General features: G+C 70.8%; 18 protein-coding genes and 1 pseudogene. 13 read left to right on the top strand and 6 right to left on the bottom strand.

The annotated features are described in order from the left end of the window. The first annotated feature begins 1 nt into the window (after position 1). The 6 genes from OJ997_RS01195 (at position 2) to OJ997_RS01220 (ending at position 7277) form a co-directional block, all read left to right on the top strand. The gene (locus OJ997_RS01195) at positions 2–622 is read left to right on the top strand and encodes an NADH-quinone oxidoreductase subunit J family protein (protein ID WP_270023160.1); all 621 of its coding nucleotides are present in this window, start codon (positions 2–4) and stop codon (positions 620–622) included. Continuing rightward, positions 622–921 carry an NADH-quinone oxidoreductase subunit NuoK gene (gene nuoK, locus OJ997_RS01200; RefSeq protein WP_121249705.1) on the top strand — a complete coding sequence of 100 codons (300 nt, stop codon included), beginning with the start codon at positions 622–624 and terminating at the stop codon, positions 919–921. Before OJ997_RS01195 ends, nuoK begins: the two co-directional genes overlap by 1 nt. Beyond that, on the top strand, positions 918–2927 hold the full coding sequence (gene nuoL / locus OJ997_RS01205) for an NADH-quinone oxidoreductase subunit L (protein WP_270023161.1): 2010 nt from the start codon (positions 918–920) through the stop codon (positions 2925–2927). The genes nuoK and nuoL overlap by 4 nt, the downstream gene beginning before the upstream one ends. After that, entirely contained in the window at positions 2924–4393 is a 1470-nt protein-coding gene (locus tag OJ997_RS01210; RefSeq protein ID WP_270023162.1) for a complex I subunit 4 family protein, read from the top strand. Before nuoL ends, OJ997_RS01210 begins: the two co-directional genes overlap by 4 nt. Further along, complete coding sequence (locus OJ997_RS01215) at positions 4390–6012, top strand: NADH-quinone oxidoreductase subunit N (RefSeq protein ID WP_270023163.1); 1623 nt, start codon at positions 4390–4392, stop codon at positions 6010–6012. The genes OJ997_RS01210 and OJ997_RS01215 overlap by 4 nt, the downstream gene beginning before the upstream one ends. A gap of 86 nt (positions 6013–6098) precedes the next feature. Then, positions 6099–7277: a hypothetical protein gene (locus OJ997_RS01220; RefSeq protein ID WP_270023164.1), complete on the top strand. Its 1179-nt coding sequence runs from the start codon at positions 6099–6101 to the stop codon at positions 7275–7277. On the opposite strand, the gene OJ997_RS01225 is transcribed toward OJ997_RS01220, so the two are convergent. Beyond that, positions 7259–7642: a VOC family protein gene (locus OJ997_RS01225; RefSeq protein ID WP_270023165.1), complete on the bottom strand. Its 384-nt coding sequence runs from the start codon at positions 7640–7642 to the stop codon at positions 7259–7261. The genes OJ997_RS01220 and OJ997_RS01225 overlap by 19 nt on opposite strands. Positions 7643–7714: 72 nt before the next feature. Between OJ997_RS01225 and OJ997_RS01230 the strand changes: the two genes are divergently transcribed. The 3 genes from OJ997_RS01230 to OJ997_RS01240 are packed head-to-tail and all read left to right on the top strand — an operon-like array spanning position 7715 to position 10283. Beyond that, on the top strand, positions 7715–9292 hold the full coding sequence (locus OJ997_RS01230) for an FAD-dependent thymidylate synthase (protein WP_270023166.1): 1578 nt from the start codon (positions 7715–7717) through the stop codon (positions 9290–9292). Further along, positions 9289–9657, top strand: a complete 369-nt coding sequence (locus OJ997_RS01235) for a nuclear transport factor 2 family protein (protein ID WP_270023167.1) — start codon at positions 9289–9291, stop codon at positions 9655–9657. Before OJ997_RS01230 ends, OJ997_RS01235 begins: the two co-directional genes overlap by 4 nt. After that, positions 9618–10283 (top strand): thermonuclease family protein, encoded by a 666-nt coding sequence (locus OJ997_RS01240; RefSeq protein ID WP_270023168.1) that lies wholly within the window; start codon positions 9618–9620, stop codon positions 10281–10283. Before OJ997_RS01235 ends, OJ997_RS01240 begins: the two co-directional genes overlap by 40 nt. Positions 10284–10577: 294 nt before the next feature. On the opposite strand, the gene OJ997_RS37285 is transcribed toward OJ997_RS01240, so the two are convergent. Next, positions 10578–13040, bottom strand: coding sequence for a transglutaminase-like domain-containing protein (locus OJ997_RS37285; protein WP_270023169.1), 2463 nt, complete (start codon positions 13038–13040; stop codon positions 10578–10580). A 3-nt stretch (positions 13041–13043) separates the two neighbouring features. Beyond that, positions 13044–14609 carry an acetate--CoA ligase gene (locus OJ997_RS01250; RefSeq protein WP_270023170.1) on the bottom strand — a complete coding sequence of 522 codons (1566 nt, stop codon included), beginning with the start codon at positions 14607–14609 and terminating at the stop codon, positions 13044–13046. Between the two features lie 233 nt (positions 14610–14842). Between OJ997_RS01250 and OJ997_RS01255 the strand changes: the two genes are divergently transcribed. Genes OJ997_RS01255 through OJ997_RS01270 form a run of 4 tightly spaced genes read left to right on the top strand, consistent with a single transcriptional unit; the run spans position 14843 to position 18622 of the window. Then, the gene (locus tag OJ997_RS01255) at positions 14843–15973 is read left to right on the top strand and encodes a histidine kinase (protein ID WP_270023171.1); all 1131 of its coding nucleotides are present in this window, start codon (positions 14843–14845) and stop codon (positions 15971–15973) included. After that, on the top strand, positions 15970–16677 hold the full coding sequence (locus tag OJ997_RS01260) for a LytR/AlgR family response regulator transcription factor (RefSeq protein WP_270023172.1): 708 nt from the start codon (positions 15970–15972) through the stop codon (positions 16675–16677). The genes OJ997_RS01255 and OJ997_RS01260 overlap by 4 nt, the downstream gene beginning before the upstream one ends. Beyond that, entirely contained in the window at positions 16674–16985 is a 312-nt protein-coding gene (locus tag OJ997_RS01265; RefSeq protein WP_270023173.1) for a hypothetical protein, read from the top strand. The genes OJ997_RS01260 and OJ997_RS01265 overlap by 4 nt, the downstream gene beginning before the upstream one ends. Beyond that, positions 16982–18622, top strand: coding sequence for a sodium/solute symporter (locus OJ997_RS01270; protein ID WP_270023174.1), 1641 nt, complete (start codon positions 16982–16984; stop codon positions 18620–18622). Before OJ997_RS01265 ends, OJ997_RS01270 begins: the two co-directional genes overlap by 4 nt. Positions 18623–18633: 11 nt before the next feature. Here the strand turns inward: OJ997_RS01270 and OJ997_RS01275 are convergent, their stop codons facing one another. From OJ997_RS01275 to OJ997_RS38020, 3 genes and pseudogenes are all read right to left on the bottom strand, one after another. Then, positions 18634–20229 (bottom strand): solute symporter family protein, encoded by a 1596-nt coding sequence (locus OJ997_RS01275; RefSeq protein ID WP_270023175.1) that lies wholly within the window; start codon positions 20227–20229, stop codon positions 18634–18636. After that, positions 20229–20582 carry a DUF485 domain-containing protein gene (locus OJ997_RS01280; RefSeq protein ID WP_270023176.1) on the bottom strand — a complete coding sequence of 118 codons (354 nt, stop codon included), beginning with the start codon at positions 20580–20582 and terminating at the stop codon, positions 20229–20231. The genes OJ997_RS01275 and OJ997_RS01280 overlap by 1 nt, the downstream gene beginning before the upstream one ends. Before the next feature lie 129 nt (positions 20583–20711). Beyond that, a pseudogene (locus tag OJ997_RS38020) lies at positions 20712–22114 on the bottom strand (tryptophanase). Between the last annotated feature and the right edge of the window lie 54 nt (positions 22115–22168).

Here is a 22168-nt window from a genome sequence, read left to right on the forward strand (position 1 = left end):
GATGGCTGAGGTCTTCTTCTTCCTGGCCGCGATCGGCGCCATCGGTGGCGCCGCCGGCACGGTGATGCTGCGCGACGCCTTCTACAGCGTCCTCGCGCTCGTCACCCACCTGATCTTCCTGGCGATGCTGTTCCTGCTGCTGCGCGCGGAGTTCGTCGCGGCTGCGCAGGTCATCGTCTACGCGGGCGCCGTGATGGTGCTCTACGTCTTCGTCGTCGGTTATGTCGGCGGCTTGGAGGCCGGTCTTGCAGGCCGGTCGGGCCCCGCGCTGCGGGTCATCTCGGTGCTGTTCGCGCTCGTGCTGTTCGTCGAGCTCGCGATCGCGCTGATCGGCACCGGCCTCGAGGCGCTGGACTCCGAGGGCGCGCCGTACGTGCCGGGCTTCGGCGAGCCGAGCCGCATCGGCGAGCTCTTCCTCACTGACTACCTGGTCGCCTTCGAGGTCGCTTCGCTGCTGCTGCTGGTCGCGGCCGTCGGCGCCGTCATCCTCGCCCGCCGCCGCACCGGCCTCGCCGATCCGCGCGAGGTCTCCGTGACCGAGTTCATGAAGCGCGACGAGGTCACCAAGGGCGAAGGCGAGACCGGCACGATGATCGAAGCCGGCGGACCCCGGGACATCTAATGGATCTGATCTGGTACCTGATCGTCTCCGCGCTGATCTTCTGCATCGGCGCCGGCGGCGTCCTGACACGCCGCAATCCGCTCGTCGTGCTGCTGTGCCTCGAGCTGATGCTCAACGCGGCGAACCTGGCGCTGGTCGCGTTCGCGCGCGCGCATGGGGACATGGGCGGGCAGATCTTCGCGCTGATGGTGATGGTCGTCGCGGCCTGCGAGGTCGCGGTCGGCCTCGGCCTCGTCGTCGCCATCTACCGGCGCCGCCTGCCGATCGACGTGGATGAGCTGCGGGAGCTTCAAGGATGAGCGTGCAAACTCTTGGCTGGCTGGTCCTCCTGCTGCCCCTCACGGGCGCGGTGCTGATCGGCCTCACTTTCAAGGCGCTGCCCCAGCGCGTCCACGGCATCATCGGCGTGGCCGCGATCGGCCTGGCCTTCGTCGCCGCGGTGCTGATGTTCTTCGGCCTGCAGGACCGCGGTGAGGAGGAGCGTCAGCTCGTCTCCGTCGCCTGGGACTACGCGAACACGGTGGGCGTCGACGCCCAGCTCGCGATCCTGATCGACCCGCTGTCGGTCCTGATGTGCCTCGTGGTCACGGGCGTCTCGACGCTGATCCACGTCTACTCGTTCTCGTACATGGGCGGGGACCGCGGCTACACGCGCTTCTTCGCCTACCTGAACTTCTTCGTGTTCAGCATGCTGCTGCTGGTCCTGGCGGCGAACTTCTTCCTGCTCATCGTGGGCTGGGCGTTCGTCGGCGCGGCCTCGTACATGCTGATCTCGTTCTGGTACCGCCGGACCACGGCGACCAAGGCCGGCATCAAGGCCTTCGTCATCAACGTCGCCGGCGACGTCGGCCTCGTGCTCGGCGCCTACTTCATCTTCAAGGGCACCGGCACGCTCGACTTCCTGAAGAACTTCGAGCTGGTCGGCGAGGCATTCACCGAGAACCAGCCGGAGCTGGTCGCGGGCTGCATCCTGCTGCTCGTCGGCGCGTTCGCGAAGTCCGCCCAGGTCCCGTTCCACACGTGGCTCCCGGACGCCATGGAGGGCCCGACGCCGGTCTCCTCCCTGATCCACGCCGCGACGATGGTCACCGCGGGCGTCTACCTGATCGCCCGCCTGCACCCGCTCTTCGAGCACGCGCCGGACGCCGCCATGGTCGGCTCGGTCGTGGGCTGCGCGACGCTGCTGATCGCGGCGACGATCGGCCTGGTCGTGACCGACCTCAAGCGCGTCATCGCCTACTCGACGATGTCGCAGATCGGCTACATGATCATGGCCGTGTCCTCCGCGGTCTACGCGGCGGGCATGTTCCACCTGATGACGCACGCCTTCTTCAAGGCCCTGCTCTTCATGGCGGCCGGCTCGGTCATCTCCGCGATGGGCGGCAACCAGGACCTGGACAAGATGGGCGGCTTCCGCAAGGTGATGCCGTTCACGTTCGCGTGCATGGTCATCGGCGGCCTCGCGCTGTCGGGCATCCCGCCCTTCTCCGGCTTCTTCTCCAAGGACGAGATCCTCGCCTACATGGTCGATCGCGGCGGGGTCTACCTCGTCATGGCGATCCTCGGCTACGTCGGCGCGCTGCTGACGGCCTTCTACACGTTCCGGATGATCTTCCGCGCCTTCTTCGGCGAGATGTCGCCGGAGGCCGAGGAGCTCTCGCACGGCCACCTCTACCACGCGCCGGAGCCGACCAACCCGGCCAACGGCGAGGTCGAGGACACCGAGGTCGGCTTCCCCGGCCCGGAGCACCACATCGCCGAGCGCGCGGGTGGCATGAAGATCGCGATGGGCGGCCTGGCCGTGCTCGCGATCGTCGGCGGCTTCCTGCAGATCCCGGGTGTCACGTCCGAGCTGCACCACTTCCTGGAGCCGACCTTCCATGACTCCGAGCTCTACGAGACGATCCATCCGTCGGCCACGGCCGAGTGGATCGGCCTCCTGGTCGGCGCCGTGATCGGCGCGACCGGCATCTTCTTCGCGTGGACGATCTACGGCAAGGGCGGCAACGCGGCCTCCTTCCAGGCCCGCTTCGCCCCCATCCACAAGGTCTTCGTCAACAAGTGGTACTTCGATGAGGCGATCGACTTCCTGATCGTGCGCCCGGCGGCCTGGCTCGGCCGCTTCGCGAACAGCACGTTCGAGCGGATCTTCGTCAACGGTGCGCTGGTCGGCGGCTCCACGGGCGCGGTTCGCGCGCTCTCGGCCGCGGTGCGCAGCCTCCAGTCCGGTTACCTCCGCTACTACGCGGCGCTGCTGCTCATCGGCTTCAGCGGTCTCGGCGCCTACTTCCTCATCTCCGCATGACCATCCACCTGAGCATCCTCGTCTTCTTCCCGCTGATCGCGGGCCTGCTCGCGGCGTTCTCGCCGGGTTCCCTGGCCCCGAAGATCCTGCTGATCGGCACGATCATCCCGCTCGTCTACACGGCGTACATGATCACCGACTTCGACGCGGGGGCGGGCCTGCAGCACGTCACCGACGACGCGTGGATCACCGAGCTGGGCATCCGCTACAAGCTCGGCGTCGACGGCCTGAACCTGTGGCTGATCGCGCTGACCACGGTCATCGCGTTCGCCTCGGCGATCTGGCTGATCGTCCGCCCGCCGGCTGAGCGGGTCGGGCTCTTCTGCTTCCACTTCGCGCTCGGCGAGACCGCCGTGCTCGGCGCGTTCGTCTCGCAGGACCTGGCGCTCTTCGTCCTGTTCTTCGACCTGATGCTGGTGCCGTTCTACTTCCTCGTCGGCCAGTGGGGCACCGGGGACCGCGCCGCGGCCGCGCTGAAGATGGTCATCTACACGCTGGTCGGCTCGCTGCTGATGCTCGCCGCCGCGGTGGCGACGGCCGCGCTCACCAACCCGGACGCCCCGATCACGTTCGTGATCAGCGAGCTGCAGGCGAACCCGCTGCCCGAGACCACGCAGAAGTGGCTCTTCATCGCGTTCGCGCTCGCGTTCCTGATCAAGATGCCGGCCTTCCCGTTCCAGGGGTGGATGCCGGACGCCTACAAGGCGATGCCGCTGCCGGCGCTCGCCTTCTTCTCCGGCGTCGTGTCCAAGGTCGCCGCCTACGGGTTCCTGAAGCTCGTCTTGCCGCTGTTCCCGGCCGCGACCAACGACTGGAACGTGATCCTGCTCGTGCTGGCCGTGATCTCGATCCTCTACGGCTCGATCCAGGCCTTCACGCAGACCAACGCGCGCCTGATCCTGGGCTACTCGTCGGTCGCGCAGCTCGGCTTCATCACGCTCGGCATCTTCGCCATGGACTCCGACGCGGCGGGCGCCCAGGGCGCGCTGCTGCAGTCGATCAACCACGGCCTGGTCGTCGCGCCGCTGTTCTTCGTGATCGCGCTGCTCGCCGAGCGGGCGGGCGGCTCGGAGGACATCCGCGACTACGGCGGGATCGCGTTCCGCGCGCCGATCCTGGCCGCGTTGTTCTTGATCGTCGCCCTGGCGACGCTGGCGATGCCGGGCTCGGCGAACTTCGCGGGTGAGTTCCTGATCCTGCTCGGCGCCTTCTCCTCGGTGCAGTTCCTGGCCTTCGTGGCCTCGGTCGGCGTGATCCTCGCGTCGGTCTACGCGCTGCGCATGTACATCCGCTCGATGCACAACCGGGTGGGCGAGAAGGTGACGTCGTTCGAGATGAGCTTGCGCGACGGCTTGGTGCTCGTGCCTCTCGTGATCGCGATCATCGCGTTCGCGCTGTACCCGCAGCTCGCGCTGGACGCGGGCGAGGCGACGGTTCGGTCCACGGTGGAAGCGGTGCTGCGATGAGCTCGGTGTTCGCACAGGCGACGACCAAGGGTCCGCCGATCAACTGGGAGGCCCTCTCCCCGTTCATCGCGCTCGTGGTCGGCGCGTGCGTCGTGCTGCTGATCGGCCTCGCGCGCGGTGCCTTCATCCGCCGGCAGGTCGTGCCGGTGCTGACGCTCATCACGCTCGGCGTCACCGCCGGGCTGGGCATCTGGCAGTGGGACACCAACGAGGCGATCATCTCCGGGGCGCTGAAGGTGGACAACCTGACGCTCGCGCTGACGATGATCTTCGTCGCGGGCGGCATCGCCGCGACGTTCCTGTCCTGGCGCTCGATCGCGACGGTCGAGGCGGGCGAGGGCGAGTACTACGCGCTCATGCTCACGTCGATCCTGGGCATGCTCGTCCTGGTGGCGGCCAACGACCTGGTCGTGCTGTTCATCGGCTTCGAGCTGCTGTCGATCCCGCTGTACGTGCTGTGCGCGACGCACATGCGCCGCGAGCAGTCGCTCGAGTCGGGCCTGAAGTACCTGATCATCGGCTCGGTCGGCTCGGCCACGCTGCTCTACGGCCTGGCGCTGCTCTACGGCGCCGCCGGTGGCACGAACTACGCCGACATCGCCGCGGTCGGTTCGGCGATGGCCGACGACGTGCTCTTCCTCACGGGCATCGCGCTCGTGATGGCCGGCCTGGCGTTCAAGGCCTCGGTCGCGCCGTTCCACCAGTGGACCCCGGACGTCTACGAGGGCGCGCCGACCCCGGTCACCGGCTTCATGGCGGTCGCCACCAAGGCCGCGGCCTTCGGCGTGATCATCCGCCTGTTCGACGTCGCGCTGATCGACGCCACGGTCACCTGGGCCCCGGCCTTCGCGACCCTGGCCGTGATCACGATCATCGTCGGCAACGTCGGCGCGATCGGCCAGTCGTCCCTGAAGCGCATGCTGGCCTACTCGTCGGTCGCGCAGGCGGGCTACATGATCGCCGGCGTGGTCGTCACGACCCAGCTCGGCATCTCCGCGGTGGTCTTCTACCTCGCGATCTACGTCGTCATGAACCTGGGCGCCTTCGCCGTCATCACGGCGCGCGAGCGGGAGACCGGCCTCGGCGACGACATCTCCTCGCTCTACGGCCTCGGCCGTGACCGGCCGCTGCTGGCCTGGCCGATGACGATCTCGATGCTCGCCCTGGCGGGCTTCCCGGTCACGGCGGGCTTCTTCGGCAAGATCTACCTGATCAACGCCGCCGTCGACAACGGCTACGCCTGGCTCGGCGTCGCGATCGTGATCGGCTCCGCGATCTCCCTCGCCTACTACCTGCGCGTGGTCGCGGCGGTCTGGATGCGCGAGGCGCCCGCGACCTCGCTCACCCTCTCGGCCCGCCCGATCATGGCCGGCGGCTCCCAGGAGGCCGACGACGAGGCCCGCGCGGCGGGCATCGAGCCCGGCGCCGACACCGGCCGCGTCATCGCCGACGACTTCGCCGAGCCGTCGATCGCCGTCAGCGGCCCGCGGCTCTCGCAGCCCGAGGTCGTCTTCGTGGCCATCGTCTGCTCGATCGTGACGATCGCGTTCGGCGTCTACCCCGAGCCGCTGATGGACGTCGCCCGCGACGCGGGCGCGGCGTTCTCGTCGCTGCTGTAGTCACCCGCTGACATAGCGGTTGGAGTTTCTCGCCCCCCGGCTGATCCCCGGGGGGCGAACTTTTTCTGGACCGCCCTATCAGGGTCGTGCACAAGCGACCCACCGCCGGCCAGGCCACCACGGAGTACATCGCCGTCATCGCCCTCCTCGCGGCGGTGTTCGTCCTGGCCGCGCCGGCGGTGGGCGCCCCCTCGATCGGGCGCCTCGTCATCGAGCAGATGCAGCGCGCCCTCTGCATCGCGGGGATGGACATCTGCGACGCGCAGATGGCCCGCGAGGCGGGACTCGCCCCGTGCCCGATGGGCTCGGACCTGACCGGCCGCGAGGTCAGCGCGACAGCGTTCAGCATCGAAGTGGGTCACCGCTGGACCCTCACCGTCACGCCCAACTCGGACGGGACGGTCTCGATCATGCGCACGGCGAGCGGCCACGCGGGGGTCGTGGACGGGTTCAGCCCCGAGCTCTCGCTCGGTCCGGTCAAGTTCGAAGTCGGTGGTGAAGCCGGGGCGAAAGCACGAGTCCAGGGCGCATACGGGTGGACGTTCCCGAACCAGGCCGCGGCCGACGAGTTCATCGAGTCGAACCTCAAGGAGCTGCGGGCGGACCGCTGGCCCCAGCACTGGGTATCGGTCGAGGGCTCCGGAGAGGTCTCGGCGATGGTCGGCCTCGCGCTCGGCGGCGACGTCCGTGAGCGGCTGGACCTCGTCGGGTTCAGTGGCTCCGGGCACGGAGCCATCGGCGCGCGCCTGGTTCACGCCGGCAACGTCGTCACGGTCTACGGCCGCGCGACGCTGGACGGGCCTGAGCTGGCACGGGCGCTCATGCCGACGATCGGCCGTGGCCGCGAGGACTGGGTCGTCGAGTACACGTTCGACGGCAACGGTCCCCGTGAGCTCGCGTTCCGCCGTGTCGAGCCCAGCGACCGCGACAGCCGGCAGACGGAGACGGTGGCGCGACTGGACCTGCGCGATCCCACGAACGCCGCGGCCGCGCGACCCCTGCTCGACGCCCGGCTCCCCTGGGGTCCGGAGGAACGCGCCGCCTTCGCGGTCGCGGGGGCGCGGATCGCCTCGCACGGGACGATCGAGCGAACCGTCTCGTCCGTCTCCGACGACTCACGCGGGATCTCCGGCTCGGTGCGAGGTGGCGCCAAGTTCGGCGGGAGCGCGAAGAAGATCGACGTGCATCGCTCGCTCGTTGAAGCGTCGGCGCGGACCGGTGGGTACGACCGGCGGCGGCTCGACTGTCAGGTGCCGTCCAAGTGATGGGCGACGTCCCACGTCCAGAGCTCGACGACGTTGCCGTCGGGGTCGTCGATGTAGGCGGCGCGGGAGTTCGGGAGGGTGCCGAACTCGTGCTCGCGGACGTCGAGGCCGGCGGCGCGCAGGTGGCTGACGGCGTCGGCGTAGTCGCCCGGGAGGATGTGCATCGCGAAGTGGACGTGAACGCCGCCGCGCCCTCTTTCGAGGCCGACCTGCGGGCGCCAGAGGCCGATTCGGGTGCGATCGCCGGCCATCACCCAGATCGCTTCGCGGTCGGGCCAGCGGTCCACGACCGGCAGGCCGAGGATTCCGGCGTAGAACGCCTCGGCCGCGGCAAGGTCGACGACTTCGAGCACAAGCTCACTCACGCCCGTCACAGGAATTCCCATCGTGCGGGAATGATGCCGAGTCGGTCCACCGCCCCCGATAAGTTGGAGGGCGTGGAGACCTTCACGCCGTCTGAGCGCGCCCTGCTTGCCCCCCACTTCTCGAACGTGGACGGGCCGGTGTTCGCGCTCGTCGACCTGCCGGAGACCGTGAAGGCGGCGATGTTCGCCCGCTATTCACGCTACCCCGGCACGTTGCGGCGGCTGTTCCTGGACGAGTTCGCGGAGACGCTGCCGGGCGGCGCGGGCGTGGGCGCGGATGTCGAGGGCGCACGGGCGGCGGAGCTGTTCGAGCGGATCTTCGTCGGCTACGGCGACGACTCGGTGGCGCAGCTGGGCGGCATGCACGTCGCGGTCGAGTGGTGCTCGAACGTGCTGACGAAGGTGCTGCAGCGGCCGCGGCTGGCCGGGTACCTCGAGCAGTCGACGCGCTACATCGCGTACGACGCGCCGATGCCCGGTGGCGGGTACCGCTACTACCGCGACGAGGCGCTCGGGCCCGAGTACGTCGCGTCGATGGACTTCCTCTTCGACGCCTACTCGCGGGCGCTGCCGCAGGTGAGCGCTTGGGTGGACGCGTCGTACCCCGTCTCGGCCGGTGAGCCGGAGGCCGCGCGCAAGCGGGCCGTGAAGGCCAAGGCGCTGGATCTGCTGCGCGGGCTGCTCCCCGCCGCCTCGCTCTCGCACATGGGCATCTACGCGTCCGGCCAGGCGTACGAGCAGCTGATCATGCACCTGCTCGCGCACCCGCTGCCGGAGGCGCGCCTGTGCGGGCAGCGGATGCTGGAGGCGGTCAAGGCCGTCATCCCGAGCTTCGTCTCGCGCGTGGAGCGCGAGGGCCGCGGCGACGTCTGGATCGGCTACCTGGGCGAGCGCCGCGCCGCGGAGCAGCGCTGGGTCGAGCGACTCGGGCTGGACCGTGACGAGGCCGCCGAGGAGCGCTCATCCGTGCGGCTCATCCACGTGGATGGCGACGAGAACCAGCTGCTCGCCGCGCTGCTGTTCGAGGGCGCCGGCGTGCCCGAGGAGCGCACGCTCGCCGCGGTCGCGGACATGACGGACGAGGCGCGGGCGGCGATGCTCGGCGAGCTCGTCGGTGAGCGCACGAACCGCCGCCACCGGCCGGGCCGTGGCTTCGAGGCGCTGCGCTACCGGTTCGAGATCGTCTCCGACTACGGCGCCTTCCGCGACCTGCAGCGCCACCGGATGCTCACCGTCCAGTGGCAGTCGCTCACGCCGGACCTCGGCGCCGAGGTGCCGGAGGAGGTCGTCGCGGCCGGCTGTGGCGACCTGTACGCGGAGGCGCTGGACCGCTCGCGCGCCGAGTACGAGCGCCTGCGCGAAGCCGGGCTGTCCGAAGCCGCGCCGTACGCGCTGTGCCTCGGCTACCGGATCCGCTACCTGCTGGACCTCAACGCGCGGGAGGCGATGCACCTCACCGAGCTGCGCTCCGCCCGTGAAGGTCACTCCAGCTACCGCGCGGTCGCCCAGGCGATGCACAGCGCGATCGCCGAGGTCCACCCCGCCGTGGCCGCGACGATGAAGCACGTGGACCACTCGACCGAGCCGCGCCTGGAGCGCATCCTGGCCGAGATCCGCGGCGAGTCCCGCCGCGAGCCGCTCACCGCGTGAGCGCGGGCGACGAGATCCTCGAAGCGGCGGAGCGGCGCTCCGCCGCGCTGGTCGCGCGTGACCCGGACCGGCTGCGCGAGCTCCATCATCCGGACCTGCGCTGGACGACCCACCGCGGCGACGTCCGCGACCGTGCCGCGTACATCGCCGGCAACACCGAAGGCGACCTCGTCTGGCGCGCCCAGCACCTGCTCGAGGCGGAGGTCCTCGTCGTCGGCGACACCGCCGTGCTGGTCGCCGTCGTCCACGACGAGTTCGAGCGCGACGGCGAGCCCGGCGCGCTGGACATGCCGCTCACCCTCACCTGGGTGCGCGAGGAGGGCGCGTGGCGCGTGCTCGCCGCGCACGCCGGCCCGCCGCGCTAGCGGCGCTCGCGCTCGCGCTCGCCGGCTGCGCCGACCTCGACGCCACCGCGGACCGCAACTGCTCGGACTTCACGAGCCAGCGCGAGGCGCAGACCTGGCACGAGGACCATCCACAAGCCGGCCTCGACGCGGACGGCAACGGCTACGCGTGCGAATCACTCGCCGGCCCGGCCCGAGCGGCCGGCTCCGCCGCACGCCGCGCGCGCGTGATCCGCGTCGTCGACGGCGACACGATCAAGGTGGAGCTGGACGGCGGCCGCCTGGATACCGTCCGGCTCGTCGGGATCGACACCCCGGAGAGCAAGCGCCCCCAGACCCCCGTCGAGTGCGGCTCGAAGAAGGCCGCCTCGACCTTGCGCCGGCTCGTGGAAGGCCGAGACGTCCTACTGCGGCGGGACGCGACCCAGGACGCCGTCGACAAGTACGGCCGCGCGCTCGCCTACGTGGAGGCCGACGGCAAGGACGCCGGCGAGGCGATGGTCGCGAGCGGCTGGGCGAAGCCGTACGTGTACGGCGGGGTGGAGTTCACGCGCGTGGGCGCGTACCGCGCGGCGCTGCGCGAGGCCGCGGCGCGGCGCGCGGGTGTCCACGGCTCGTGCGGCGGGGACTTTCACCGCGCCGCGTGAACGGCGAGCACACCGCACACCGACCCGCGGGGTCATCCGTCACTTGACGCCCCTCACGGGGGTCAACTGACGGATCACCCTGACGGCACGGGCGCGGCTGGTCGCTCGTGATCGAATCGAGGTGAACGCCTGAGCGTTCACTCAGTGAGGGGAACCCTCCTCACCTGCCCACATCACGCCCGCCGCGACGGGTCAAGCAATTCCTGACGACCGCGTCGTCAACCTCGGCGCAGCGGGCATGAATTGCTTGACGCGGCGCCCGCGGGTGTGATCAGCCGTAGCCGTTCAGCGCGGCTACGAGCGCGCGGACACTTCAAAGTCCAACGTGCGGCTCCGCTCCCGCGGCCACCCTCGCTCCACGCGCGGCGGCATCGCCCACAGCGCGCGCACAGTCCCGCCGAACCCGAGGCCCTGCGCCAACGCCCGCCGCAACGCGCGCCGTCCACTGCGCGACGGCCGTTCAGGGACCGGCGCATACCGGCCCGAGGCCAACGCGCGTAGATACGCGGCCACCTCGGGCGAGTGCGACCCCAACCGCCCTTCAAGCTGGGTCAAGGTCGTGCCCGTCGTCACCGGCCGGCCGACGCGCCGCAACGCGTCCTCGACTTCGGCGATCGCTCGGTCCATCGGGGTCTCGCCCCGCGGGCGGCGGACGAACAACACCACCGCCAGGACGGCGGCGAGCCCCAGGACGATCAGGCCGAACCAGACCAGCCAGCGCGGGACGCCGGCGGAGTCGTCGGTGGTCGAGCCGTCGCTGCTGCCGACCTGGAGCTCCGGGCGGACGGCGCGCGGGTTGGCCTCGCCCGGGTCGCCGGTGGTGGCGCTGCTGCCGCTGTCGGGGGAGACCGACGGCGAGGACTGCGGGGTCGTCAGGGTCGCGGCGACTCGGGAGCGGGCGGGCGTGGCGGCCGGCGTCGGGTCCAGGGTCACCCAGCCGTACTGGTCGAACCAGACCTCGACCCAGGCGTGGGCGTCGGTGTCGCGGACGACCCAGGCCTTCTTGGACTCGGAGTAGCCGCCGGGCGAGAAGCCGGTCGCGACGCGCGCCGGGATGCCGGCCATCCGGAGCATGACCGCCATCGCGCCCGCGTAGTGCTGGCAGTAGCCCTGGTGGGAGACGTTGATGAAGAAGTCCAGCGGGGTGTCGTCGACGGGGACCGCGGGTGGGCGCTCGATGTAGCGGAACTCGGGCTGGTGCAGGTACTCGTCGACGGCGCGGATGTACTCGACCGGCGTCTCCGCGTCCGCCTTCAGGCGCTGCACGAGCTCCCACGTCCGCGCGTACTTGGTGAGCGGCATGACCTCGTCGACCGAGCGTTCGAGACGTCCACCGCGGCGCGAGTACATGGCGAAGGACGACTCGGTCGACCCCCAGGGCGCGAACTCGACGCGCACCTCGGTGATCGGCCGCGAGTCGCCGAACGCGCCGCGCGGGCGCAGCGGCCCTTCGCCCGGCCGGAACGGGACGGTCAGCGTCCGCTCGCCCTCCTGGCGCTCGAGCTCGCCCGTCGTGGCCTCTTCCAGGGCGGTGCCCTGCGGCTTGGGGAAGTGGACCTGCGCCCGGTAGGAGTCGTTGCGGCGGAACCCGGCGGGCGCGTCCATCGTGCCGGGCGAGAAGCCGGGCCGGACGACGCGCGAGGTGTTGCGCACGTCGAGGATCGTGCCCGCGGCGATCACGTCGGTGGTCTGGACGCGCTTGATCGAGACCTCGACCTCGCTCGTCCACGCCGCGCGCTCCTCGTAGTCCTCCGGCAGGTCGGCCTCGAACGGCTCGTCGACGGAGGATGTCGCCTGCGGCTCCTCGCGCACCTGCCACGCGGTGCCGTTGAACGTGTCCAGGTTGCGGGCCTTCCAGTACAGCGGCTCGCCCGACACCACGCGCAGCACCTCGTTGCCGTCACGCGGCCAGGTGATCGGCCCGTAGCTCTGCGTCCACGAGAACCGCACCGGGTCGTCAGGGCCGAGGCTCTCCGCGAACGAGCGGTAGTCGAACCACGGCTCGCCACGGTCAGCCGTCGCCGCCAGCGGCAGCGCGCCCGCCAGCGCGATCCCCAGCAGCGCGGCGACGCCCAGGCCCGGCCGCAGCGGCAGCCGCTCGAGCCACAGGAAGCACACGGCGAGCGCGGCGATCGTCATCCCGAGCAGGACCGGGCGCGTGCCGCCGATCGACACGATCGGCGAGGCGACGACCACGATCATCACGGCCAGCGCGAGGAACGGGTAGCCGCGCTCGGGCACCCGCAACGGCACGCGCGCGGCGGAGCGCACGACCGCGCGCGGCCAGAAGGTCAGCAGCCCGGCGAGGATGAGCAGCTCGGCGCCGAGCAGCTCGAGCACGAGCCGCGGCCACGCGTCCGCGCTGTCGTACGGCAGCTTCACCGTCCCGAGCGCCTGCAGCCCGCTGCCGAACCCCGAGAACAGCTCGTCCCAGTGACGGGGACGCAGCAGCCGCAGCTCGAACCCGGCGAGCAGGTAGCCGGCCAGCAGCGCGCCGAAGGCCACCGCCCCGAGCGCGAACGGCCGCCAGCGGCCCGGCGCCCGGTCGGCGAGCAGCACCATGGACGCCGCGGCGACCGCCGCGACCACCCACAGCAGCACCGTGCGCGTCGACAGGCCGGCGATGAGCCGCTGCCACTCGAGCGCGCCCACCGTGCACAGCGCCGCGAGCCCGACCAGGCGCGCGATCCACTGCGGGAGCAGCGCACGCGTGACCTGGCGCGCCGAGCGCCTCCCGGCAACGACCGCCGTGGCCACGGGCTAGGGGTTCCCCTCCAGCTCGCGCTGGCGCAGCTCGATGCGCCGGATCTTGCCGGTCAGGGTCTTCGGGAGGTCCTCGACGAACTCGATTCTCCGAGGGTACGCGTAGGCGGACAGCCTGGAACGCACATGGGCCTGGATTTCGGCCACGAGCTCGTCGGACGGGGAGTGCCCGGACGCCAGGACGATGAACGCCTTGACCACGCTGCCACGCCGCTCGTCGGGCGAAGCGACTGCCGCCGCCTCCTTGACCGCCGGGTGCTCCAGGCAGGCGCTCTCGACCTCGAACGGCCCGATCCGGTAGCCCGCGGCGATGATCACGTCGTCCGCGCGGCCCTCGTACCAGACGTAGCCGTCCTCGTCGAAGCGCGCCGCGTCCTTGGTGTGGAACCAGTCGCCGCCGAACGTCTCCTGCGCGGCCTCCTCGTTGCGCCAGTAGCCGAGCGGATAGTGCGGGTTCGACCGCGCCCGCAGGCAGATCTCTCCGCGCTCACCCTGCGGCACCGGCTGCTCGTCCGGGTCGAGGATCTGCACGTCCCAGCCCGGCATCGGGCGGCCCATCGAGCCCTCGCGCACCTCCATGAACGGGAAGTTGGCGCACAGCGGATAGGACTCGGTGAGGCCGTAGTAGTCGAGCACGGTCAGGCCGTACTGCTCGCGGAACCAGCGGATCGCCTCGGGGTTGAGCGGCTCGCCGGCGCTGCAGACGATCCGGAACTGCTGCGGGTAGCGCGTGCCCGCGTCGGCGATCGACATCATCGAGCGCATCGCGGTCGGCGTCGTGAAGACGTTCGTCGCGCCGTGCCGGGAGAGGAAGTCGAGCTGCTGATTCGGGTCGAACCCGCCCTGGCGCTGGAGCACGAGCTGGACCGCGCCGAAGCGCCACGGCCCGAGCAGCGGCGCGATGCCCGCCGCCCACGCCCACTCGCCCATGCCGTGGAAGCGCTCACCCTCGCGCACGTCGTGGCAGTAGATGAACTCCTCGTGCGCGAGCAGGTACCGGTGCGCGTGGACGATGCCCTTCGCGAGCCCGGTCGTGCCGCTCGTGTAGTAGAGCTGCGCCGGGTCGTCGGCCAGCGTGTCTTCCGGGTCGAAGCTCGCGTCCCCGCTCTGCAGCAGTTCGTCGTCGAGCAGCAGCACGTGCTCGACCAGCGCCGGGTCCACGCGGTCCTTGTTGGCCGCGTTGGTGACGAGCACCTTGGCCTGCGAGTCGCTCACGCGGTGGCGGATGCCGTCGTCGCCGTACAGGACCGACATCGACAGCAGGATCGCCCCGCACTTCCATGTGCCGAAGAACGCCGCGGCGGTCTCGGGGGTCGGCGGCAGGAGCATCGCGACGCGGTCGCCCTTCTCCACGCCGTGCGCGCGGAGCACGTTCGCGAACCGGTTCGACAGCTCCTGCAGCTCGCCCCACTGCACCTCGCGGACGGTCCCGTCGAAGTGCTCGTGAACCATCGCGAGCTTGTCCGGGGGATGCTTGTCGCACACGTCGTGAGCGATGTTGTACCGCTCCGGAACGTGCCACTCATGGGCGGCGACGGCCTCTTCGTAGGACGTGATCGACACGGCTCTCCCCTCGTCTCTCGACCGGTGCGGAGAGCATAGGCCGACCCGTCAGCGATCGGTGGAGGTGGAGAGCCCGAGCAGGGCGACGATGGCGAGGCAGAGGTAGGTCACACGAGCGAGGTTCATGCGGCGCATCCTCCCGACCCGCCGATTCGCTGGCATCGGGAGCCGTCCCTGATCTTTCCGGCGGTGTGGGTTCCCACACCCGTCGGGGTGTGGATAGCTTTCGGGCCGTGGACGTGCTGCTGGGAGTCCTGCTGGGCGTGGTGCTGAGCGCCTCGGTGTTCGCGGTGAGCCGGCTGGCGGCGCCGCGACGCGTGCTCGCGCCGGGCGAGGAGGGCGTGCGCGCGGCCCTGCACGCGGCGGCCGCGACGCTCCCGCACCTGCGCAAGGGCCTCACCCGCGAGTCGGCGGGGAAGGCGATCGGCCACCTGCACGCGCTCACCCAGGCCGCGGGCGTGCTGATCGACGACGGCGAGTCGGTGCTCGCGTCGGACGGGATGCCGACCAAGGACCTCGGCTGGCTGCCCGACTCGGAGCGGGTGGAGGTCGTGCGTGGGCCCGAGCCGTTCGGGAACACGGTGGTGGCGCCGCTGATCGTGGGCGGTGAGCGGATCGGCCGGCTCGCCGCGTTCTACGGGCCTGAGCGACGGCTGCGGCCGGAGGACACGCGCGTGGTGAGCGAGGTCGCCGCGCTCGTCTCCGCCCAAGTCGAGCTGTCGGCGCTCGCCGAGCAGGAGGAGCGGCTCGCGCAGGCCGAGCTGCGGGCGCTCCGCGCGCAGATCTCGCCGCACTTCATCTACAACGCGCTCGCGGCCGTCGCGAACAGCATCCACACGAAGCCGGAGGAGGCGCGCGAGCTGCTGACGGAGTTCGCCGAGTTCACCCGCTACGCGTTCCGGGGCAACCGCTCCTACGTGACCCTCGCCGACGAGCTGCACTACGTCGAGAAGTACCTGCGGCTCGAGCAGGCGCGCTTCGGCGACCGGCTGCAGGTGCGGGTGTCGGTCGCGCCCGAGGTGCTCACGGCGGTCGTTCCGGTGCTGAGCATGCAGCCGCTCGTCGAGAACGCCGTCCGCCACGGCGTCGAGAAGGCCGTCGGGCCGTGCCGGGTGGAGATCCTCGGGGCGGACCTGGACACCGACGTCGAGCTCACCGTCCGCGACGGCGGGGCCGGCATGACCGCCGAGGCCGCGACCGCCGCGCTCGAGGGCCGCGGCGAGGGCATCGGCCTCGCGAACGTGCACGCCCGGCTGCAGTCGACGTTCGGCCCGGAGTACGGTCTGGAAGTGCAGTCCACGCCCGGAGAGGGAACGGTCGTGAAGATGCTCGTGCCGAAGTTCCGCGCGGGGGTGCGCGCGTGACGCTGCGCGTGCTCGCGGTCGACGACGAGCGGCCGGCGCTGGACGACCTCGCCCGGGTCCTGCGCGCGCAGCCCGCGGTGGCCGAGGTCGAGACGGCCGAGTCCGGCGAGGAGGCGTTGCACGTGCTGGCCGGCGGCGAGCGCTACGACGCGGTCTTCCTCGACGTGCGCATGCCGGGCCTGGACGGCGTGGAGCTCGCCCGCGTGCTGCGGCGCTTCGCCGCGCCGCCCGCGCTGATCTTCGTCTCCGCGTACGAGTCCGCGGCGGTCGAGGCGTTCGAGCTCCGCGCGCTCGACTACCTGATGAAGCCGGTCTCGACCGCGCGCGTGGCCGAGGCGCTCGCGCGCATCGAAGCCAAGCCGGAGGACGACACCACGCAGACGCTCGCGGTCGACGCGCCCGGCGGCGGCACCCGCCTGATCCAGCGCGCCGACGTCCTGTACCTGCAGGCGCACGGCGACTACGTGCGCGTGCACCTCACCGACGCCCGTCACCTCGTCCGCGGCACACTCAACGAGATCGAGCGCCGCTGGGCGCCGCACGGCTTCCACCGCGTGCACCGGCGGTTCCTGGTCAATCTGAAGCACGCGACCGAGGTGCGGCCGCAGCTCAACGGCACGGCGACGCTGATCCTGGCCGACGGCTCCGAGCTCCCGATCGCCCGCCGCGAGGTGGCCGAGCTGCGACGGCGGCTGCGCTCGTGAGCCGCCTCCCGTCCGAGGATCTCTCCGAGGCCACCGCCCACGCGGCGGTCTACCTCCGACGACTCCGCAGAGAGCAGCTGCGCCTCGCCCTCCTCAGCCTCGTCGCCTTCGGCGGGCTGATCGGCGCGCTGCCGCTGATCCTCTACCTGCTCCCCGGCCTCCACGACGCGCAGCTCCTCGGCGTGCCGCTGCCGATCTGGCTGGTCGTGGTCCCGCCCTTCCCGCTGTTCTTCTTCATCGGCCTGCTCGAGCAGCGCCGCGCCGACGGCCTCGACGAAGCCTTCCGCGACCTCGTGGAAGAGCCTTGACGCTCAGCATCCTCGCCGTCGTCGCCGTCACGGGCGCGGCGCTCGGCATCGGCACCTACGGCGTCAAGCTCGCCCGCACCACCTCCGACCTCTTCGTCGCCAGCCGGGCCGTCTCCCCGTGGTGGAACGCGGCGGCGATCAGCGGCGAGTACCTGAGCGCCGCGAGCTTCCTCGGCGTCTCCGGCCTGATGCTGAAGTTCGGCGCGAGCGCCCTCTGGCTACCCGTCGGCTTCACGGCCGGGTACCTCACGCTGCTCCTGTTCGTGGCCGCGCCGCTGCGGCGCTTCGGCAGCTACACGATCCCCGACTTCGCCGAGGCCCGGCTCCCCGCGCCGTACATGCGCCTGCTCGCAGCGGGCATCGTGCTGCTGATCAGCGGGTGCTACCTCGTGCCGCAGCTCAAGGGCGCGGGCGTGACGCTGCGCGCGATCACCGACGCGCCGTACTGGGTCGGCGTCGCGATCGTCAGCCTCATCGTCGCGCTCAACGTCGGCCTCGGCGGCATGCGCGGCGTCACCTACGTCCAGGCCTTCCAGTACTGGGTCAAGATGTTCGCGATCGCGCTCCCCGCGCTCCTGCTGCTGATCCACCTCGGCGGCCTGTCGGCAAGAGCCGCGCTGTTCGGGGCAGAGCTGCCCACCACCGGGCCGAGCGGCATGACCGTCGAGCTGGACAAGCCGACCACGCTCACGTTCCCCGACACGGGCGAGACGCGCACCGTCCCCGCGGGCGAGCTGCGGATCCCGCCAGACACGTCGATCCCCGTCGCCGACGGCATCGACGCCCAGACCGGCGACGAGTGGTCGCGCCCCGTCGCGGAGTCCGGCCGTGGCTCGCCGCTGCTGATCTACAGCCTGCTGCTCGCCACGTTCCTCGGGACGATGGGCCTGCCGCACATCCTCGTCCGGTTCTACACCAACCCGGACGGGTCGGCGGCGCGAAGAACCACCGTGCGCGTCCTGGGCCTGCTCGGCGTCTTCTACCTGTTCCCCGCCGTGTACGGCCTGCTCGGCCGCGCGTTCACGCCCGAGCTCTACGTCACCGGCGACACGGACAGCGTCGTGTTGCGCGTCCCGGCCGCCGCCTGGCCCGGGCCGATGGGCGACATCCTCGCCGCGATCGTCGCCGCGGGCGCGTTCGCCGCGTTCATGAGCACGGCGTCCGGCCTGCTGGTGAGCATCGCTGGCACGGTCTCGCACGACGTCCTGCCCGGACGGAGGAGTCGGAGAAGAGCCCGCTTCCGGCTCGTGAGCGTGCTCGGGATGATCCCGCCCGCGCTGCTCGCGCTCGCCACGCCCGACGTGGACATCAGCGTCCTCGTCGGCTGGGCGTTCGCGCTCGCCGCCTCCACGTTCTGCCCGCTGCTGTTGCTCGGCGTGTGGTGGCCGCGGCTGTCGGCGACCGGGGCGGCGGCCGGGATGCTCGCCGGCGCGACCGTCGCCACCGGGATGATCGCGGCGGGCCTGATCGGCGACGTGTCGGAGGACACGGCCGCGGGCGCGATCCTCACCCAGCCCGCGGCCGTCTCCGTGCCGATCGCGTTCGCGACGATGATCGCGATCTCGTTGCGCCAGGCTCCCCGGAACGTCAGCGCCGTGATGGCGGCGCTGCACGTCCCGGAGCCGGTGTCCCCCTGACCGGAGCTTGGCTAGCCGACCTTCTCCAGGGCTCGCTCGGAGCCCAGGCCGGTCTCGGACCGCACGAACAGCTCGTTGAACGAGCGCTCCTCGGTGCGCTCCTTGCTGAGGATCGTCCCGAGGAAGCACCCCAGGAACCCGAGCGGGATCGAGATGATGCCCGGGTTGTTGAGCGTCCACCCGATCGGCGAGCCGGTCACGGTGTCCGCGCCCGGCCACACCTTGGGCGAGACGATCACGAGGAAGATCGAGCTCACCACGCCGGTGACCACGCCGGTGATCGCGCCCGTCGTGTTGAAGCGCCGCCAGCTCAGCGCGAGCACGAGCGCCGGGAAGTTCGCGCTGGCCGCGACCGCGAACGCCAGGCCGACCATGAACGAGACGTTCAGGCCCGAGCCGCCGATGATGGCGATGATGATCGCGATCACGCCGATGCCGAACGCCGCGATCCGCGCGACGAGCACCTCTTCGTGCTCGGAGTCCTTGCCCTTGCGGACGATCGAGGACCAGATGTCGTGGCTGAAGGCCGCCGAGGCGCTGAGCACGAGGCCCGCGACCACGGCGAGGATCGTCGCGAACGCGACGCCGGCGATGAACGCCAGGAACAGGTCGCCGCCGAACGTCCCCTCACCGCCGCCGAGGAACGCCGCCAGGTTCGGCGCGGCGAGGTTGCCGCCCGTGCCCGCGCCCTCGACGCCGCCCTCACCCAGGAAGGCGCGCGCGCCGAAGCCGATGAACGTCGTCAGCAGGTAGAAGAAGCCGATGATGAACATCGCCCACACCACGGAGGAGCGCGCGGCCTTCGCGTTGGGCACCGTGAAGAACCGCATCAGGATGTGCGGCAGGCCGGCGGTGCCGAGCACGAGCGCCAGGCCCAGCGACACGGTGTCGAGTGGCTTCGGCAGGTAGGTGCCGGGCGCCAGCGAGAACGTCGACTCCGGGCCCTTGTTCTCGTTCGCGCGGTTGAAGAGCTCGACCGGGTTGAAGCCGACCTTGCCGAGCACGAAGATCGACATCGTCAGGATGCCCGCCATCAGCAGCACGGCCTTGACGATCTGGACCCACGTGGTGGCGACCATGCCGCCGAAGATCACGTAGCAGAGCATGAACGCGCCGGTCAGCAGCACCGCGAGCGAGAAGTTGATGCCCACGAGCTTCTCGATCAGCACGCCCGCGCCGACCATCTGCGCGATCAGGTAGAAGGTCACGACGGCGAACGTGCCGAGCGCCGCCGCGGCCCGCGCCGGCGTTTCGTTCAGGCGGAACGACAGCACGTCGGCGATCGTGTACTTGCCCGCGTTGCGCATCCGCTCGGCCAGCAGGAACATGACCGTGAGGAAGGCGACGAGGAAGCCGATCGAGTACAGGAACCCGTCGAAGCCGTAGAGGAAGATCAGGCCGGCGATGCCGAGGAACGACGCGGCGGACAGGTAGTCGCCGGAGATCGCGAGGCCGTTCTGGCGGCCGGTGATCTGGCGGCCCGCGGCGTAGAAGCCGACCGCGCTGGAGGCCTTCTTGGACGCCCAGAACGTGATGCCGAGCGTGATGGCGAGGATGATCGCCGCCATCACCAGCGCTTCGACGTTGACTTCCGCGAAGAGCAGCATCAGGCCTTGACCTCGGTGTCGTCCTTACGCACGAAGCGCACGTCGCCCGCTTCGAACTCGGCCGCGGCCTCGACGACCTTGTCGGCGAGCGGGTCGAACTCCTTGTCGGACTTGCGCAGGTACCAGAGGCCCAGCACGAAGACCATGACGAACTGCGTCAGCGCGTAGCAGTAGCCGACGGTCAGCCCCTGGTACACGGACTCGCCCATGAAGTCGGGCGCGTAGCCGGCCACGATGATGAAGGCCATGTAGTAGACGAGGAAGAAGATCGTCGCGGGTACGACGAAGCTCCTCCGGCGCTTCACCAGCTCCCGGAACTCGTCCGAGCGCTCGATGCGTTCCCAGTCGGTCATCGCGTCTCTCTCCTCCTTGCAGCGATTTGGGGGAGCCTTGCGCGACTACGCAAGTATCGAAACGCGCAATCGACGGACGGTGGTTGTGGCGCGACGAGCGGTCGCGCCACCGCGACGGACGGCGTGCGGTTACAGCTCCGCGAACGTGGCCGTGAAGTGCCGCAGCTGGGCCGGCTCCTCGGTGATGGTGTACCCGCGCAGCTCGCTCGCGTGCTCCGCGACGTGGCCGACGACCTCGACCACGTAGTCCAGCTGGGACTGCGTGTAGGTGCGGCGCGGGATCGCGAGCCGGACGAGGTCCATCGCGGCGGGGACCTCGGTGCCATCGGGCCGGCGGCCGAACATGATCGTGCCGATCTCGCAGGAGCGAATGCCGCCCTCGCGGTAGAGCGCGACGGCGAGCGCCTGGCCCGGGTACTGCAGCGGCTCGATGTGCGAGAGCAGGGCGCGCGCGTCGATGAACACCGCGTGGCCGCCGATCGGGCGCACGACCGGCACGCCGACGTCGGCGAGCGCGTCGCCGAGGTACGCCGTCGAGCAGATCCGGTAGCGCAGGTACTCCTCCTGCACGACCTCCTCCAGGCCCTGGGCGATCGCCTCCAGGTCGCGGCCGGCGAGCCCGCCGTAGGTGGTGAAGCCGCCCGTGAGGATCAGCATCGTCTTGCAGCGCTCCGCCAGGCGCTCGTCGTTGAGCGCGAGCCAGCCGCCGATGTTCGCCATCGGGTCCTTCTTGGCCGACATCGTCATGCCGTCGGCGTAGGAGGCCATCTCGCGGACGATCTCGGTGATCGAACGCTCGGACTGGCCGGGCTCGCGCTGCTTGATGAAGTACGCGTTCTCGGCGAAGCGGCAGGCGTCGAGGAAGAGCGGCACGCCGAAGCGGTCGCACAGCGCGCGCACGCCGCGCAGGTTCTCCAGCGAGACGGGCTGGCCGCCGCCCGCGTTGTGGTGACGGTCATGAAGACCACGGGGACGTGCTCCGTGCTGAGCACGAGCTCGAGCGCCGCGAGGTCCATGTTGCCCTTGAAGGGATGCTCGGACGTCGGGTCGTGGCCTTCGGCGATCACGAGGTCGACGGCGCGGGCGCCGGTGAACTCGACGTTCGCCCGCGTCGTGTCGAAGTGCGTGTTGTTCGGGACGGTCTTGCCCTCGCCGCCCAGCTGGCTGAAGAGGATCCGCTCGGCCGCGCGCCCTTGGTGGGTCGGGATGACGTGCTGGAACGGGAACAGGTGCTTGACCGCCGCCTCGAAGCGGAACCACGAGGGCGAGCCCGCGTAGCTCTCGTCACCGCGCTGGATGCCGGCCCACTGGTCGCGGGACATCGCGCCCGTGCCCGAGTCGGTCAGGAGGTCGATCGCGACGTCCTGGGACTTCAGCCGGAACAGGTTGTGCCCCGCGGCCTCCAGAGCGGCGATCCGCTCCTCGCGCGTGGTCATCCGGATCGGCTCGACGGAGTGGATGCGGAAGGGCTCGATGATCGTGTGGAACGCGGTCATGGGGCGCATCTTGGGCGTCGCGCGCCCCCGCAGCATCGGGGTCACCCCCGGCCGTTTTCCCCGATCTTTACGGGGTGCGGGCCGCTTCAC

The organism is Solirubrobacter phytolaccae, from assembly GCF_027587195.1.
Classification (GTDB): domain Bacteria; phylum Actinomycetota; class Thermoleophilia; order Solirubrobacterales; family Solirubrobacteraceae; genus Solirubrobacter; species Solirubrobacter phytolaccae.

What these genes read in the sequence shown, in the direction of transcription:
- OJ997_RS01195 (WP_270023160.1), top strand. Translation starts at nt 2, where the DNA reads ATGGCTGAGGTCTTCTTCTTCCTGGCCGCGATCGGCGCCATCGGTGGC.
- nuoK (WP_121249705.1), top strand. Translation starts at nt 622, where the DNA reads ATGGATCTGATCTGGTACCTGATCGTCTCCGCGCTGATCTTCTGCATC.
- nuoL (WP_270023161.1), top strand. Translation starts at nt 918, where the DNA reads ATGAGCGTGCAAACTCTTGGCTGGCTGGTCCTCCTGCTGCCCCTCACG.
- OJ997_RS01210 (WP_270023162.1), top strand. Translation starts at nt 2,924, where the DNA reads ATGACCATCCACCTGAGCATCCTCGTCTTCTTCCCGCTGATCGCGGGC.
- OJ997_RS01215 (WP_270023163.1), top strand. Translation starts at nt 4,390, where the DNA reads ATGAGCTCGGTGTTCGCACAGGCGACGACCAAGGGTCCGCCGATCAAC.
- OJ997_RS01275 (WP_270023175.1), bottom strand. Translation starts at nt 20,229, where the DNA reads ATGCTGCTCTTCGCGGAAGTCAACGTCGAAGCGCTGGTGATGGCGGCG.
- OJ997_RS01280 (WP_270023176.1), bottom strand. Translation starts at nt 20,582, where the DNA reads ATGACCGACTGGGAACGCATCGAGCGCTCGGACGAGTTCCGGGAGCTG.